This window comes from Leisingera aquaemixtae, from assembly GCF_006740765.1.
Taxonomy (GTDB): Bacteria; Pseudomonadota; Alphaproteobacteria; order Rhodobacterales; family Rhodobacteraceae; genus Leisingera; species Leisingera aquaemixtae.
This window is the reverse complement of the sequence record NZ_CP041156.1, coordinates 66,249-81,785: the sequence shown is the minus strand read 5'-3', so window position 1 is coordinate 81,785 and position 15,537 is coordinate 66,249. Positions and strand designations below refer to the sequence as shown.

Below are 15,537 nucleotides of genomic sequence, written 5' to 3'. Positions count from 1 at the left end.
ACGGCTGCGGGTTCGGCCCGCAAAACAAAAAAAGGCCCGCGCTGCCTGCGCGGGCCTTTTCCTTGTGTGAACCGCTGCGGGGCGGCTCAGAACTTCGTGGTCAGCGTCAGCGCCACGCTGCGCCCTTCGCCAAAGTAGCAGGCACCGCCCGCACAGGTGCTGACATACCGCTCATCGCTCAGGTTGCGCAGGTTCATCGACACCAGCCAGTTGTCCTGGCCATAAGACACAGCCGCGTCGTACAGCGTGTAAGACGGCGTCAGATAGGTGCTGGACCCGCCCCAGGCCTCGCCGTTGTAGCGGACCCCGGCGCCCAGCGTCCAACCCTGCAGCCGGCCCTCCAGCGGCGCGTAGTTCAGCCACAGCGACGCCGCGTTCTTGGGCACCTGGGCGATGTAATCGCCCTCCGCATCCTCGGTATCGAGATAGGTATAGGCGGCATCAACAGTCAGATCGCCAAAGCGGTGATACGCCTCCAGCTCCAGCCCCTTGGCGGAGGCTTCGCCGGTCTGCACCTGAAAGCCGGGGTTGCCCGGATCGGCCACCGTCAGGTTCGATTTGGTCAGGTCGAACACTGCCGCCGTCAGCAGCGTATCGGTGCCAGGCGGCTGGTATTTCACCCCGATTTCAACCTGCTCGCCGCGGGTCGGCTCAAACGGGGTGCCCGCCGCATCGGTACCGATCGCATCCTGGCGGAAGCTTTCGGCGTAGCTGATGTAGGGGGCAACGCCATTGCCGAACCGGTACATCACCGCGGCATTGCCAGTCCACTCGCTGTCCTTGGCGGCAATGGAGGAAGCACCGAAGCTGCCCGTGCTCGGCCCGGTTTCGATATTGCCGTAGCGCAGGCCCAGATCAATGAACAGCCGGTCGTCATAGGCGGCGCGATGCTGCACATAGGCGCCGGTCTCGGTGATCGAGGTGCCGGGCGTGTCGGCCACGGTGATCGACGGATAACCCGCATAGACGGGGTTGAACGGATCGATGGGGCCAACCTGCGCGCCATAGCCGGTATCGCTGTCATAATGCCCGCGGCTGTAGCTGACCCCGGCAAAGGTCCGCATGTCAAAGACGCCAAGCGCATATTCCGCGGTGGCATAGGCGTCGATTGCCCAGGTCTTCAGCTTGTTTTCCGCCCGGTAGAAGGTGCGGTTGATGGTGCCGTCCGGATTGTACCGGCCCGTGCCGGTGTTGTCGAAGGCCCACCAGGCATGCTGGTACAGCGCTTCGGCCTCCAGATAGCGCGCGTTGGCGTTCAGGCTCCAGACCGGGTTGAACCGGTGCTTGAACATCGCGGTGATGGCGCGCTGCTCGCTGTCGAACCGGTCAAAGCCCGGCTCGCCCACGAAGACGCTGCTGGGGAGGAAATCACCGTTGCCGAACCCCGTCGCGGGCAGCAGCGTGCCATAGATCGAGGCGAACTGGATCAGCGGGCTACCGTTGTTGTCCTGATAATTGGCCAGCACCGTCAGCTCGGTATCCGCATTCGGCCGCCAGGTGATGGACGGCGCCAGCGCCAGTACATCGTCCTGCGAATGATCGACCTGGGTTTCCGAGTCCCGCAGCACCCCGGCGAAGCGGTAGCGCAGGGTGCCGCTTGCGTTCAGATCACCGCTCACGTCCGCGGCAACCTGCTTGCGGTCATGCGACCCCAACTGCAGCTGGAACAGGTTCTCAGCATCCTGCGCCGCAGTTTTCGAGGTGGTATTCACCACCCCGCCGACCGAACCGCTGCCATAAAGGCCGGAGGCCGGCCCCTTCAGCACTTCGACGCTGTTCAGCAGGAAGGGTTCCGGCTTGGTGTCGTTGTAAAAGCCGTAACGGGCCGGCAGCCCGTCATGCAGCGTGCTGGCCCTGAAGCCGCGCACCAGATACCAGTCCGCACGGTTGTCCAGCCCCCACTGGCCGCCGACGATGCCCGCGGAGTATTGCAGCGCCTGCTCCACGTTCTGAGCGCCGCGCGCGGCGATTTCCTGGGCGGTTACAACCGTCACCGACCGCGGCGTCTCCGCTATCGGGTCGCCGGTCTTGGCAATAGTGCCGGTCTCCAGCGAGACGCTTTCGCCAAAGAAGCCCTCGCCGCTGTGCCGGTTTACGTTGATTTGTTCAAGCTCGACAACTTCGGCCAGTGCCGGCATGGCTGCCAGCAGGGCGCAAGCTGACGCAGCAGTACGTCGCAGAATCATGTCCCATCTCCGCTATGTGCGGTTGCAATTTCTGCCTGACGTATTGCTGGGTAGGTGCGGGCTAGTAAGGATCGGGCGCGCGGTCAAGCGCCAATCGCCGCCCGCCGGGCCAAAGGCGCGCGGGCGGCCGGGAACAGCAGGTCCCAAGGGTCAAAACTTGCAAAAATGCATCACCTTTGCAGCCCGCGGGCACCTTTGAGGGGCGCGCAGGATCACACCCCCAGATAGCGGTCCGCCACCTCTGCCGGCAAATCGCCGATGCTGCCGCCCCAGGCGTTGCTGCCCTTGTTGAGGATCACCGCGCGGTCGGCGATGGCCGACAGCTCCCGCAGCGACTTGTCCACCACCAGAATGGCCAGCCCCGCCTCGCGCTTGAGCCGCCCGATCGCGGCCCAGATCTCCTGCCGCACCACCGGCGCCAGGCCTTCGGTCGCTTCATCCAGGATCAGCAGGCGCGGGTTGGTCATCAGGGCGCGGCCGATGGTCAGCATCTGCTGCTCGCCGCCCGACAGCGACCCGGCGGTCTGGCTGCGCCGCTCCTCCAGCCGGGGGAACAACTCTGCCACCTTGGCCATATCCCATGGTCCGGGACGGGCCGCGGCGATCAGGTTCTCCTCCACCGTCAGCGGCGCAAAGCAGCGCCGCCCCTCGGGCACCAGCCCGACCCCCAGCCGGGCGATCTTGTAGGACGGCAGTTGGCGCAGGTCATGGCCGTCGAACCGCAGCTCCCCCTTGGAGGGTCCCAGCATCCCGCAGATGGTCTTGATGGTGGTGGATTTGCCCATCCCGTTGCGGCCCATCAGCGCCACCACCTCGCCCTCGCCGATCTCCAGATCGACGCCGAACAAGGCCTGCGCCGGGCCGTAAAAGGCCTCGACGCCCTGTAAGGTCAGCAGGCTCATGCGGCGTCCTCCTCTCCCAGATAGGCGCGGCGCACCTCGGCGTTGGCGCGGATCTCATCCGCGGTACCGGTGGCGATGATCTGGCCGTAGACCAGCACGCTGATCCGGTCCGCGAGCGCAAAGACCGCATCCATGTCATGCTCCACCAGCAAAATCGGCGCCTCCTGCCGCAAACCGTCCAGAAAGCCGGTCAGCGCCTTGGACCCGGCAGCGCCCAGCCCCGCCATCGGCTCATCCATCAGGAACAGCCTGGGCTTCAGCGTCAGCGCCACCGCCACCTCCAGCTGGCGGCGCTGGCCGTGCGACAGGTCGGCGGTGCGGCGGTTTGCATCGTCCGTCAGCCCCACCCGCTCCAGCGCGTCGCGCGCCTGTTCCAGCAGCTCCGGATCCTTCATCACGTTGCGGAAGAAATGGAACGGCCGCCCCCGCCCGCCAAGCGCGCCCAGCACCGCGTTCTGCAAAACGGTGTAGTCCATCGCCAGCGCCGAGATCTGGAACGTCCGCCCCAGCCCCATCCGCGCCCGCGCCACGGTGTCCAGCGCGGTCACGTCGCGGCCCAGCAGCTCCACCCGCCCGCTGTCGGGCGCGATATTGCCCGCGATCTGCTTGATCAGGGTGGATTTGCCCGCCCCGTTCGGCCCGATCAGCGCATGGATTTCACCGGGCCGCAGGTCCAGCGAGACATCTTTGCTGGCCTGCAGCGCGCCATAGCTTTTGTTCAGGCCTTGTACCCTCAGAACCGCCTCAGCCATGCGCCTTCTCCCGTCCTGCCAGCGCACCGATCAGCCCGCCGCGGGCAAACAGCACGATCAGCAGCAAGAGCACCCCAAGGAAGATCTGCCAGTAATCGCTGATTCCGCCCAACAGGTGCTCCAGAATGATATACAGCGCCGCCCCCGCAACCGGCCCGTAGAGCCGCCCGACCCCGCCAAGGATCACAAAGATCATGATCTCGCCGCTGGTGTGCCAGCTGAGCATGGTGGGGCTGACAAAGCGGTTGAGGTCCGCAAACAGCGCCCCCGCCAGCCCGGTGATGGCGCCGGAGATCACGAATGCCGTCAGCCGCAGGGTAAAGGGCGTCAGCCCCACCGCCTGCACCCTATCCTCATTCTGCCGCGCCGCCGCCAGCGCCAGCCCGAAGGGAGAGCGCGCCAGCCGGGCGGCAAACACCAGCGCAAGACACAGGATCACATAGGCAATGGCAAAGAACTGGATCGGATCCAGGGTGTTGAGGCCCGGAAATTCATTGCGCACCCAGATCGACAGCCCGTCCTCGCCGCCGTAAGCGCTCCAGCTGATCGCGAAGTAATAAAGCATCTGGCCGAAGGCGAGGGTGATCATGATGAAATAAACGCCCGAGGTGCGTAAAGACAGCGCCCCGATCACCAGTGCGGCCAGCGCGCTGAAGACCACCGCCACCAGCCAGATCAGCGGCATCTGGTTGCTGCCCTCGAACAGGAACGGCCAGTCAAACAGCGGCTCGTAGTTCTGGGCATGGGCGGCGAGAATGCCCATGGCATAGCCGCCGATCCCGAAGAACGCCGCATGGCCCAGGCTGATCAGCCCGCCAAGGCCCAGGGCGATGTTCAGCCCCACTCCCGCCAGCGCCAGGATCGCCGCCTTGGTCGCCAGAGTAATGATGAACGGCTCATCCAAGCTCCACGCCGCCAGCGGCACCAGCAGCAGCGCCGCAATCATCGCCCAATTGAGCAGGCTCTCGCGCGTCAGCATCATGCGCTCCCTCCATAAAGGCCAGAGGGGCGCACCAGCAGGATTGCCGCCATCAGAATGTAGATCAGCATCGAGGCCAGCGACGCCCCGGCGGAGGCCGCGCTGGCCGGGTCCAGAAACAGCGCAAACAGCTGCGGCAGGAACACGCCGCCCAGGGTGTCGGTCATCCCCACCAAGAGCGCACCGGCCAGCGCGCCCTTGATGGAGCCGATGCCGCCAATGACGATCACCACAAAGGCGAGGATCAGCACAGGCTCGCCCATACCGACCTGCACCGACTGGATCGCGCCGACCAGCGCGCCCGCCAGCCCCGCCAGCGCCGCGCCCAGGGCAAAGACCAGCGTGTAGAGTTTCGAGATATCAACGCCAAGCGCGGCAATCATCTCACGGTCGGCCTCGCCCGCGCGGATCTGGATGCCGATGCGGGTGCGCGCGATCAGCAGGAACAGCCCGGCAGCGATACCCAGCCCGATCAGGATGATGGTCAGCCGGTAGAGCGGGTATTCAATGCCGCCCGGCAGGCTCACCGGCCCGGACAGGTAGGACGGCACATCCAGAAACAGCGGGAAGGAGCCGAACAGCCAGCGGGTGCCCTCAGAGAAAATCAGGATCAGCGCGAAGGTCGCCAGCACCTGGTCCAGATGGTCGCGGCGGTAGAGGCGCCGGATCACCACCAGCTCCATCAGCGCGCCGGCAGCGGCGGCGGCGGCCAGGCTTGCGATCAGCGCCAGCAGGAACGAACCGGTCCAGCCCGCAACGGCGGCCGCCGCAAAGGCCCCCACCATGTAAAGCGAGCCATGGGCGAGGTTGATCAGCCCCATCACCCCGAACACCAGCGTCAGCCCGGCTGCCATCAGGAACAGCATCACCCCGAGCTGGAGCCCATTCAGGATCTGCTCCAGAACTAGAATATAAGTCATTTTCGGATTTCCGCGGGGAAGCCTGGCCGTTTGCGGAGACGCCGCACAAGGCGTCTCCGCTCAGGGGCTTAGCTTACATCTTGCACTCGCCGCCATAGGCGTCGGCGTGGTCTTTTAGGCCGGTGGCGATGATCTTGTTGGTAAAGACATCGCCTTCCTTGATCACTTCGCGGACGTAAATGTCCTGGATCGGGTGATGGTTGTCCCCGAACTTGAAGCTGCCGCGCACGGAGGCGAAATCCGCCGCCTTCAGCGCCGCGCGGAAGGCGTCCTGATCGGCAGGCTCCGCCTTGTCCAGCGCGCTCAGGATCAGGTTGGCGGTGTCAAAGCCCTGGCTGGCATACAGCGACGGCAGGCGCCCGTATTTCTCCTGGAAGGAGGCGACAAATTCGGCGTTGGCCTCATTGTCGATGTCCTTGTTCCACTGCGAGGTGTTCTTCACCCCCAGCGCCGCGTCGCCGACGGCCTGCAGGATGCCCTGATCAAAGGAAAACGCAGGGCCGACCACCGGCAGATCGACGCCGCTGCCCGCATACTGCTTGAGGAAGGAAATCCCCATGCCGCCGGGCAGGAAGAAATAGACCGAGTCGGCACCGGAGGCCCGGATCTGCGCGATCTCGGCGGCGTAATCGGTCTGGCCCAGCTTGGTATAGATCTCACCCGCCAGCTCGCCCTCATACATCCGCTTGTAGCCGGTCAGCGCGTCCTGCCCCGCCGGATAGTTCGGCGCCAGGATGAAGCTGTTCTTCAGCCCCGCCTCATTGGCATAGGCGCCCGCGGCCTCGTGCAGGTTGTCGTTCTGCCAGGCAACGTTGAAATAATTCGGGTGGCAGCGCTTGCCCGCCAGCGCCGAGGGACCGGCGTTGGGCGACAGGTAGAACACGCCCTGCGCGGTTGCGGCGGGCACCACAGCCATCGCCAGGTTCGACCAGATGATGCCGGTCATGATGTCCACCTTCTCGGACTGGATCATCCGGTCGGCAATCTGCACCGCCGCTTCAGGCTTGCGCTGATCGTCCTCGATCACCACCTCGACGCCCTCGCGGCCGTCCTGTTCGATCGCCAGCATGAAACCGTCGCGCACATCCACGCCCAGCCCCGCGCCGCCGCCGGACAGGGTGGTGATCATGCCGATCTTGGTGTCGGCCTGGGCCGCAGCCGCCAGCGCCGGGACCGTCGCTGCCATGGCGAGCATCCGAATGGTCTTCATTACGTCTTTCCTCCCAGAATGTGCCCCGGCCCTTGGGCCTGGGTTCTTGATCAAATGCTTGCGGCTTTACCGCCGCCCCGGCAGACGCCAAGACCGGCAAAAGCCCGCATCTCCCCGGCTGATCTCGCGCCAGCCCTCGGGATGAGCCTACGCAGGCTTGGATTATTATTTCAAGCATAAAATATGTAGGGAAATATTGTTGCCCTATTTCCCCGCAGCCCGTTCAAATGCGTCAGCGGCAGAAGCGAGGGGCCGGCCCCTCGCGCTCCCCGGAGTATTTGGGGAAAGATGAAACAACGGGGGTTTCCCGGTGCCGGGCGCACCGGTCAGGCTGGCGCGAAGAAGGCCGCCAGATGGTCGATCAAGGCCCGGATCCGCGCCGTCAGATGGCGGCTGGGGGGATACACCGCATAAAGCGTGATCGGATCGGTTTCCTGTTTTTCGAAAAGCACTTGCAGCCTGCCGTCCCGCAGAAACGGCAGCGCGGTGTAATGCGGGCAGCGGGCAATGCCCAGGCCATGGGCCGCCATATGCGCCACCGCCCGCGGCGAGTTGGCCCGGAAGCTGCCACCGACGGGGATGGTTCGCGCCCCGCTGCCGCGCCCGAACGCCCAGACCTCCGGCTGCGGCGCGGTGGTGAGCAGCAGGCAGTTGTGGGTAGCCAGCGCCTCCGGCTCGGCAGGCTCGCCATGGGCGGCCAGGTACTCCGGAGAGGCCACCACCACCCGCCGCATGCGGCACAGCTTGCGCGCCACAAGCGTCGAATCCTTCAACGCGCCAAAACGGACCGCCAGATCCACCCCCTCCTCCAGAATCGGCAGGTGGCGGTCGGACAGCACCAGCTCCACCGCCACCTTGGGGTGCGCCTGCTGGAAGGTGTGCAGCGCCTCCACCAGCTCACGGCTGCCCAGGCCAGTAGGGGCGGTGATGCGGACCGGGCCTGCCAGCTCCTGCTGGCGCAGCTGCACCACGTCCTCCAGCTCGTCGAATTGGTCGAGCAGCGGCAGGCAGCGCTCCAGATAGGCCCGCCCGGTGTCGGTGAGCGTCACCTTGCGGGTGGTGCGGTTGAGCAGCTGCGCGCCCAGCTGCTCCTCCAGCCGGGCGACATATTTGCTGGCCAGCTTGGTGCTGATTCCCATCTGCCGGGCGCCGCCGGTAAAGGAGCTTTGCGCCGCCACCGCGGCAAAGGTGCGCATACAGTCCAGCTTGTCCATCGCGGGGGCTCCCATCGCCGGTTTATGAATGCAATGTACATAATCATTCCACAACAAGGAATATTATCGCCAATGACCAGGCGGCGTATCTTCCGGGTGTCTTCACAACCCCACGGCACATGCCAAGCAAAAGGACCCCAGACATGCCCCAGACCCTCCGCATTCACGGCTTCCCCCTGTCCGGCCATTCCCACCGGGTGGAGCTGTTCGCCTGCCTCGCCGGGATCGCCCATGAGATGGTCACCGTCGACCTTGCCGCGGGCGAGCACAAGCAGCCGCCGTTTCTGGCGCTGAACCCCGCAGGCCAGGTCCCGGTGATCGAGGACGGCGGCACCGTGATCAGCGATTCCAACGCCATTCTGGTCTACCTCGCCCGCAAATACGCCCCGTCCTGGCTGCCGTCCGACCCGGTGCAGGAAGCCGAGGTGCAGAAGTTCCTGACCCTGGCCGCGGGCGAGATCGCCTTCGGCCCGGCGGCGGCGCGGCTGATCACCGTCTTCAATGCGCCGATCGATGCTGCGTTCTGCGCCACCGTGGCGGCCCGCGTTCTGGGCAAGATCGACGCCCATATGGAGGGCCGCTCGTTCCTGGTCGGCGACGCCCCCACCATCGCCGACGCGGCGATCTATTCCTACGTCGCCCACGCGCCCGAAGGCGGCATCTCGCTGGCCCCCTACCCCAACGTGCGCGCCCTGCTGGCCAATATCGAAGGGCTGAAGGGCTTCAAGCCGATGCCCGCCACCAAGGCCGGGCTGGCAGCCTGATCCTTGCCCAACACCCGCGCGCGGCGAACGGTGCCTGCGCCGCCGCGCGCCCCTCTCAGCCAGAAGGAGGTTTCGATGACGCCCCTCGATGCGAACACCCCCTCCCCCTTCCACGAAGGCGAACAGGAAATGCAGCGCCGCGCCGGCAAGCGCGAGGTGATGGAGACCTTTGGCCGCCGGGTGATCCGCAGCTTCATGCCCGACCAGCACCGGTTGTTCTATGCCCAGCTGCCGTTCCTGGCAGCGGGTGCCGTGGACAGCGACGGCTGGCCTTGGGCCAGCCTGCTGAGCGGCCCGCCCGGTTTCGCCGCCTCCCCGGATCCCCAGCACCTGGATATCGCGCTGGCGCCGGATCCCCGCGATCCGGTGCAGGCGGCGATCCGCGAAGGTGCCGCAGTTGGATTGCTTGGGATCGAACTGCACAGCCGCCGCCGCAACCGGGTCAACGGACGGGTGTCGGCGGCCGGTCCCGATGGCTTTGCCCTGCGGGTCGACCAGTCCTTCGGCAATTGCCCGCAATACATCCAGCTGCGCGGGCTGGAACCGGCCGAACCGCACGCCCCTGCGCAGCCGCAGCCCTTCACCGGCCTCAGCGGCAGCCACGCCGCGCTGATCGCCGGGGCCGACATGTTTTTTGCCGCCAGCCACGTCCCCGCCGCCAGCCGCCCGGAGCGCGAAGGCGTCGATGTCTCGCACCGCGGCGGGCGGCCCGGCTTTGTCCGCATCGACGGCAACCGCCTGACGATCCCCGATTTCCCCGGCAACAACCACTTCAACACGCTGGGGAATTTCCTGCTGAACCCGCGCGCGGGCCTGGTGTTCCCGGACTTCACCACCGGCAGCCTGCTGCTGCTCACCGGCACCGTCGAGCTGCTGGACGAAACGCACCCCGAGGTCACCGCCTTTCAAGGCGCCGAGCGCGGCTGGCGGTTCACCCTGCATAAGGGCATCTGGCTGGACGGCATCCTGCCGCTGCGCGCCGCGCGCGGTGCGTTTTCGCCCAACACGCTGATGACGGACACCTGGGCAGAGGCGGAGGCCCGCGCCAAACTGGACCAGCAGCGCAGCGCCTGGCGGCGCTACCGGGTGGCCCGGACGGAGATGGAAAGCACCGTGATCCGCTCCTTCTATCTGGAGCCGGAGGACGGCGGCCCGCTGCTGCCCTTTGAGGCCGGGCAGTTCCTGACCATCCGCCTCACGCCGCCGGGCGCAAAGGCGCCGCTGGTGCGGACCTACACCGTGTCCTCCGCCCCCGGCGAGGGCCAGTTCCGCATCTCGGTCAAGCGCGAGGAGGCCGGAGCTATGTCCCGCCACCTGCACGCGCATCTGCAAACCGGCGCGGTGATCGAGGCCAAGGCGCCGCGCGGCGGGTTTTTTCTCAACACCGCAGAGAACCGCCCGGCGGTTCTGATCGCCGGCGGTGTCGGCGTCACCCCGATGATCGCCATGGCACGCCATGCGCTGCGCGAGGGGGTCCGCTCCCGGCACCTGCGCCCGCTGACCATCCTGCACGCGGCCCGCACCACTCAGGACCGCGCCTTTGCCCGCGAGTTCCGCAGTCTGGAGCAGGCCTCCGGCGGCCAGATCCGCTATGTCTCGCTGATCAGCGCGCCCGGTGCGCAGGAGGCGGCAGGCCGCGATTTCGATCATGCCGGACGGCTCAGCACCGAAATCCTGCAGCAGGTGCTGCCGCAGATGGACGCCGATGTCTACCTCTGCGGCCCGGGCGGCTTCATGCAGGCGGCCTATGACGGTCTGCTCAGCCTTGGCGTCAAGGACGCAGACATCCATGCCGAGGCCTTCGGCCCCTCCGCGCTGACACGCGCCCCGGCCCTCGGGGACACTGTTCCAGAAGCCGCCAGCGCCATCGTCCGCTTCACGAAATCAGGGTTTGAGCAGCCGTGGACCCCGGCGGACGGCACCCTGCTGGAGCTGGCCGAACGCCACGGTCTGACGCCGGAGTTCAGCTGCCGCGCGGGCACTTGCGGCAGCTGCGCCACCCGGCTGGGGGCAGGCAAGGTTGCCTACCGCACCCCGCCCGCCGCCGCGCCCCAGGACGGCGATGCCCTGATCTGCTGCGCGGTCCCGGCAACGGACACAATTGAACTGGACCTGTGACCCCGCACGGCACGCCGCTTAGGCTGCGCAAGGGTCTGCCGGGGGAGCGCCTACCGCCTGTTGTGGAAGATGAAGCCGATGAAGTTCAGCAGAAGCTGCGCGGCCAGGATCTGGGTGCTTTCGGTGGGATCATAGGCGGGCGCGACCTCCACCAGGTCGATGCCCGCCACATCGCCGCGCTTGCTGAGGCCCTGCAGCAGTTCCAGCACATCGTAATACAGAAACCCGCCGTGGCTGGGGGTGCCGGTGCCGGGGGCAATCGACGGGCAGAAGGCGTCAATGTCGATGGTCACGTAATAGCGCGCGCCTTCGGGGATGCGCTCCAGCACCGCGTCAGCCCCCAGCTTGCGCACCTGGCGCACCGACAGAATGTCGGACCCGCGCGCGCGGGCATCCTCATACCCTTCGCGCGCGGTGGAGGAGACATTGCGGATCCCCAGCTGCGTCATGCCGCAGACGTAATCCTTTTCGATCGCGCGGCGCATCGGGTTGCCGTGGCCGATGGTGACGCCCTTGCGCGTATCGACAAAGTCCAGATGCGCGTCGATCTGGACCACATGCAGGGGGCCGTTCCGGGCGCAATCCTGTGCAAAGGCATTGATGCAGGGAATGTTGACAGAATGGTCGCCGCCGATGACCACCGGCAGCGCGCCGGCCTCCAGGATCTTCGTCACCCCGTATTCGATACCGGCGTGGCTTTCCTCCGTCTTGGTGTGGATGATGTCGGCATCGCCCAAGTCAGCGATCCGCACGTCTTCGCCCAGATAGGTGGCGTCATCCTCGTGGTCATAGGCGCCGGCATGGCCGAAGCTGAACAGCGTCGAGGCCTCGCGCACCGCCCGCGGCCCGAACCGCGCGCCGGGGCGGTACTGGCAGCCGGAGTCAAAGGGCGCGCCGAGGATGGCAACATCGGCATCAATCGCGTCCCAGTCCTGCACATAAGGCGCCTTGCCAAAGGTGGCGATGCCGACAAAGGGCAGGTTCAGGCGGCCGGTTTCGTAACTGTGTCCAGGCATGGGCATCTCCGTCATCAGGTTTCACAGCACCTCAGCACGGGTCATTGCATGAAAAAATATCATGTTGCTTATCCTTACATAAGGTGAACTCATGTAAGTCCAGACCGGCGGCCGGGGAGGGCCAGCGCCATGAAACTGCTGCGCAGCACGCTGCTGGAAACCTTTGTCACCGTCGCCGAATGCGGCGGGTTTTCCGAGGCGCAATATGCGCTGGGGATCACCCAGCCGGCCATCAGCCTGCGCATCCGCGATCTGGAAACCGCCCTTGGCTACCGGCTGTGCGAGCGCGGCCGCGGCGGCTTCCGCCTGACCGAACGGGGCGAGGCCGCTTATCGCAAGGCCCGCAGCATCCTGCGCAGCGCCCGCGATTTCGACGCCGAGCTGCTGGAGCTGCGCGATGCCGTCACCGGCAGCCTCCGCATCGGCGTGGCGGATGCGGTCAGCAGCCTGCCCGGTCTCAACCTGGTGCAGGCGCTGCAGGCGTTCCTGTCCCGCCCGAACGAGGTGCGGCTGGAAATCACCGTCGCCTCCCCGGCGGAGCTGACCCAACAGCTGATCACCGGCGCGCTGCACGCCGCCATCGCGCCGTTCCGCACCCAAAGCGCCGGCCTGGCGTATGAGCCGCTGTGCCGCGAGGAGCACCGGTTTTACTGCGGCCGGGGCCACCCGCTGTTCCCGCTGCCGCCGCAGCAGGTCAGCCCGCAGGCGGTTGCGCAGCACCCGCTCTGCCAGCGCTCCTATGACATGCTGGTCTCCCCCGATCTCGGCAGCCCCGATCCGCAGGCGGTCGTTGCCAACATGGAGGCGATGGCGATGCTGATCGAAACCGGCCAGTACCTCGGCCCGCTGCCGCTGCATTACGCCGAAAGCCGGGTGCGCGCGGGCCGCCTGCGCGAGCTGTCCCACCCGCAGCTGCGCTGGCACTCCGCGTTTTCGCTCGCCACCCGGCGCAGCCACATCCGCAGCCGCGCGGTGGAGCTGTTCGTCGAGGACGTCCGCGCCGCCTGCCGGCACTGGTCCGGTCCCGACACGCCATCCTGATCCCCGCAAGCAGGAGCGCCGCCGTCCCTGGAAAACTGTGCTCTGACTTAGGCATAGGTTATAGTAATAAGGGGCCGATCAGTTTACCCCTGATCCGGCACTTTTTGCCTAAGCACAGATCATTCATCAGGACGATTTCATGAATTCGATTGAGAAGAACCTGCAATCCGTTGGAGTAAAACTACCCGAAGCCCCCCGGCCCCTGGGCAACTTCGCCCCCTATCTCGTGGATGGGGAGTTCTTGTATATCTCTGGACAAATATCCATAGCTCCGGATGGCCGGGTCATCCAAGGAAAGCTCGGCCAAGATATCGAGATAGAGCAAGGGATCGAAGCCGCACGCTGCTGCGGTATAGGTATCTTGGCCCGTGCCAAAGCCGCCATCGGCGATCTTGATAAGATAGAACGGCTCATAAAGCTGGGCGCTTTCGTGAATTCGGTCCCGGACTTTACCGGCCATCCAAAGGTCGTGAACGGTGCATCGGACTTTATGGTTCAGGCGTTGGGGCCTGAGAAAGCGAACCACGTGCGGTTTGCTGTCGGCAGCCCAAGCCTGCCCTCAAACGCGGCGGTCGAGATCGAAGCGCTGTTCCGCATCCGGCCAGGTCCCTGATCTGAGTGGCGGCCTGTACCGCCCGTCCCCGCAGGCTGGACATCTTTTGCCCGGCTGGCGCACTATCGCGATCAGTATCCAGGCCCGCGCTGCGGGGGAACCAAACAGGCCTGCCAGCCGTTATCCTGTGGGGACTCCGGCCCGCGGGCAGCCTGCCCTTCCCCCGCCGCCGGCGCGGCTCCTGAGGAAGTGATCGGCCCGTGAATGCAATATCTGCGGCCAATGCGCATTCTGTAACGGCATAAGCCAGGCGTGCGGACCCAGCCGCGCCACAAGCCCCTGAAGGAGCGATGGAGAACATGTCCCAGATATCCAGCACCGTCCTGGCGCTGCTTGAATTCCTGTCCTACGCTTTCATCTTCGCCATCGGGGCGGGCCTGTTGTGGCTGATCGTTCTGTATGTCCGCGACAAGACCCAGACCGACAGCACCCTGCGGCGCAACTATCCGGTGATTGCCCGCTTCCGCTATCTGTTTGAGCATCTGGGCGAATTCTTCCGGCAGTATTTCTTTGCCCTCGACCGCGAGGAGATGCCGTTCAACCGCGCCGAACGCTCTTGGGTCTACCGCGCCGCCAAGAATGTGGATTCCACCGTCGCCTTCGGCTCCACCCGCGATCTGCGGCGGCCCGCCACTGTCTACTTCGCCAACTGCCCGTTCCCGTCGCTGTCGCATGAGGCCTCGCCCCCGGCCGAAATCACCATCGGCCCCCATGCCCGCCACCCCTACACCACCAGCTCGATCTTCAACATCTCCGGCATGAGCTATGGCGCGATTTCGGTGCCCGCGGTGCGGGCGCTGTCGCATGGCGCCAAAAAGGCCGGCATCTGGCTCAATACCGGCGAGGGCGGCCTGTCGCCCTACCATCTGGAGGGCGGCTGCGACCTCGTGTTCCAGATCGGCACCGGCAAATTCGGCGTCCGCAAGCCCGAGGGCGGCTTTGACGAGGACAAGCTGCGCGCGGTGGCGGCGCATGACACCGTCCGCATGTTCGAACTGAAGCTCAGCCAGGGCGCCAAACCCGGCAAGGGCGGCATCCTGCCCGGCGCCAAGGTGACCCAGGAAATCGCCGAAATCCGCGGCCTTACCCCGGGCGAGGACGCAATCAGCCCCAACCGCCACCCGGAAATCGACTGCGTCGGCGATCTTTTGGACATGATCGCCTATGTCCGCGAAGTGACCGGCAAGCCGGTGGGGTTCAAGGCGGTGCTGGGCGCCTATGGCTTTATCGAGGGCATGTGCCAGGAGGTCCACTCCCGCGGCATCGAAAGCGCCCCGGATTTCATCACAATAGACAGCGCCGACGGCGGCACCGGCGCCGCCCCGATGAGCCTGATCGACAACATGGGGATGCCGCTGCGCGAAAGCCTGCCGCTGGCCGTCGATACCCTGATCCGCTATGGCCTGCGCGACCGGATCAAGGTTTGCGCCAGCGGCAAGCTGATCAACCCGTCAGAGGTCGCCTGGGCGTTCTGCGCCGGGGCCGATTTCGTCAACTCCGCCCGCGGCTTCATGTTCGCGCTCGGCTGCATCCAGGCGCTGCAGTGCAACAAGAACACCTGCCCCACCGGCATCACCACCCACGACCGCAGGCTGCAATTCGGCCTCGACCCGGCCAGCAAATCGGAACGGGTCGCCTATTACGCCCGCAACATGAAAAAGGAGGTCGGCATCATCGCCCACAGCTGCGGCGTGGCAGAGCCGCGGCTCTTGAAACGCTACCATGCGCGCATCGTGCTGGATACCGGCCGCTCTGTCTCGATGGATGAGCTGTATCCGACGCCGGAACAGCAGCACGCCGCACAATAAGGCCCCCCAAGCCG

13 protein-coding genes are annotated in these 15,537 nt (G+C 65.9%); 5 read left to right on the top strand and 8 right to left on the bottom strand.

The window, feature by feature from the left end; all coding sequences use genetic code 11:
* Positions 1 to 86: 86 nt before the first annotated feature.
* The 7 genes from R2C4_RS00470 to R2C4_RS00440 form a co-directional block, all read right to left on the bottom strand.
* Positions 87 to 2,186 carry a TonB-dependent siderophore receptor gene (locus tag R2C4_RS00470; protein ID WP_141889112.1) on the bottom strand — a complete coding sequence of 700 codons (2,100 nt, stop codon included), beginning with the start codon at positions 2,184 to 2,186 and terminating at the stop codon, positions 87 to 89.
* A 212-nt stretch (positions 2,187 to 2,398) separates the two neighbouring features.
* Positions 2,399 to 3,088, bottom strand: coding sequence for an ABC transporter ATP-binding protein (locus R2C4_RS00465; protein ID WP_141889111.1), 690 nt, complete (start codon positions 3,086 to 3,088; stop codon positions 2,399 to 2,401).
* Positions 3,085 to 3,840: an ABC transporter ATP-binding protein gene (locus R2C4_RS00460; protein ID WP_141889110.1), complete on the bottom strand. Its 756-nt coding sequence runs from the start codon at positions 3,838 to 3,840 to the stop codon at positions 3,085 to 3,087. The genes R2C4_RS00465 and R2C4_RS00460 overlap by 4 nt, the downstream gene beginning before the upstream one ends.
* Positions 3,833 to 4,822 carry a branched-chain amino acid ABC transporter permease gene (locus R2C4_RS00455; protein WP_058284824.1) on the bottom strand — a complete coding sequence of 330 codons (990 nt, stop codon included), beginning with the start codon at positions 4,820 to 4,822 and terminating at the stop codon, positions 3,833 to 3,835. The genes R2C4_RS00460 and R2C4_RS00455 overlap by 8 nt, the downstream gene beginning before the upstream one ends.
* Positions 4,819 to 5,739: a branched-chain amino acid ABC transporter permease gene (locus R2C4_RS00450; protein ID WP_058284823.1), complete on the bottom strand. Its 921-nt coding sequence runs from the start codon at positions 5,737 to 5,739 to the stop codon at positions 4,819 to 4,821. Before R2C4_RS00450 ends, R2C4_RS00455 begins: the two co-directional genes overlap by 4 nt.
* 73 nt (positions 5,740 to 5,812) lie before the next feature.
* Entirely contained in the window at positions 5,813 to 6,949 is a 1,137-nt protein-coding gene (locus R2C4_RS00445) for an ABC transporter substrate-binding protein (RefSeq protein ID WP_141889109.1), read from the bottom strand.
* Between the two features lie 326 nt (positions 6,950 to 7,275).
* Positions 7,276 to 8,163, bottom strand: coding sequence for a LysR family transcriptional regulator (locus R2C4_RS00440; RefSeq protein WP_141889108.1), 888 nt, complete (start codon positions 8,161 to 8,163; stop codon positions 7,276 to 7,278).
* A 143-nt stretch (positions 8,164 to 8,306) separates the two neighbouring features.
* Between R2C4_RS00440 and R2C4_RS00435 the strand changes: the two genes are divergently transcribed.
* Positions 8,307 to 8,927, top strand: a complete 621-nt coding sequence (locus R2C4_RS00435) for a glutathione S-transferase family protein (protein ID WP_141889107.1) — start codon at positions 8,307 to 8,309, stop codon at positions 8,925 to 8,927.
* A 75-nt stretch (positions 8,928 to 9,002) separates the two neighbouring features.
* Positions 9,003 to 11,045 (top strand): FAD-binding oxidoreductase, encoded by a 2,043-nt coding sequence (locus R2C4_RS00430; RefSeq protein ID WP_141889106.1) that lies wholly within the window; start codon positions 9,003 to 9,005, stop codon positions 11,043 to 11,045.
* Positions 11,046 to 11,095: 50 nt separating this feature from the next.
* Here the strand turns inward: R2C4_RS00430 and speB are convergent, their stop codons facing one another.
* Positions 11,096 to 12,061, bottom strand: a complete 966-nt coding sequence (gene speB / locus R2C4_RS00425) for an agmatinase (RefSeq protein WP_058284849.1) — start codon at positions 12,059 to 12,061, stop codon at positions 11,096 to 11,098.
* Positions 12,062 to 12,190: 129 nt separating this feature from the next.
* Here speB and R2C4_RS00420 point away from each other — a divergent pair, with 129 nt between their 5' ends.
* From R2C4_RS00420 to R2C4_RS00410, 3 genes are all read left to right on the top strand, one after another.
* On the top strand, positions 12,191 to 13,102 hold the full coding sequence (locus tag R2C4_RS00420) for a LysR family transcriptional regulator (RefSeq protein ID WP_141889105.1): 912 nt from the start codon (positions 12,191 to 12,193) through the stop codon (positions 13,100 to 13,102).
* A gap of 139 nt (positions 13,103 to 13,241) precedes the next feature.
* Complete coding sequence (locus R2C4_RS00415) at positions 13,242 to 13,715, top strand: RidA family protein (protein WP_141889104.1); 474 nt, start codon at positions 13,242 to 13,244, stop codon at positions 13,713 to 13,715.
* A 299-nt stretch (positions 13,716 to 14,014) separates the two neighbouring features.
* Positions 14,015 to 15,523 (top strand): FMN-binding glutamate synthase family protein, encoded by a 1,509-nt coding sequence (locus tag R2C4_RS00410; RefSeq protein WP_141889103.1) that lies wholly within the window; start codon positions 14,015 to 14,017, stop codon positions 15,521 to 15,523.
* Positions 15,524 to 15,537: the final 14 nt, after the last annotated feature.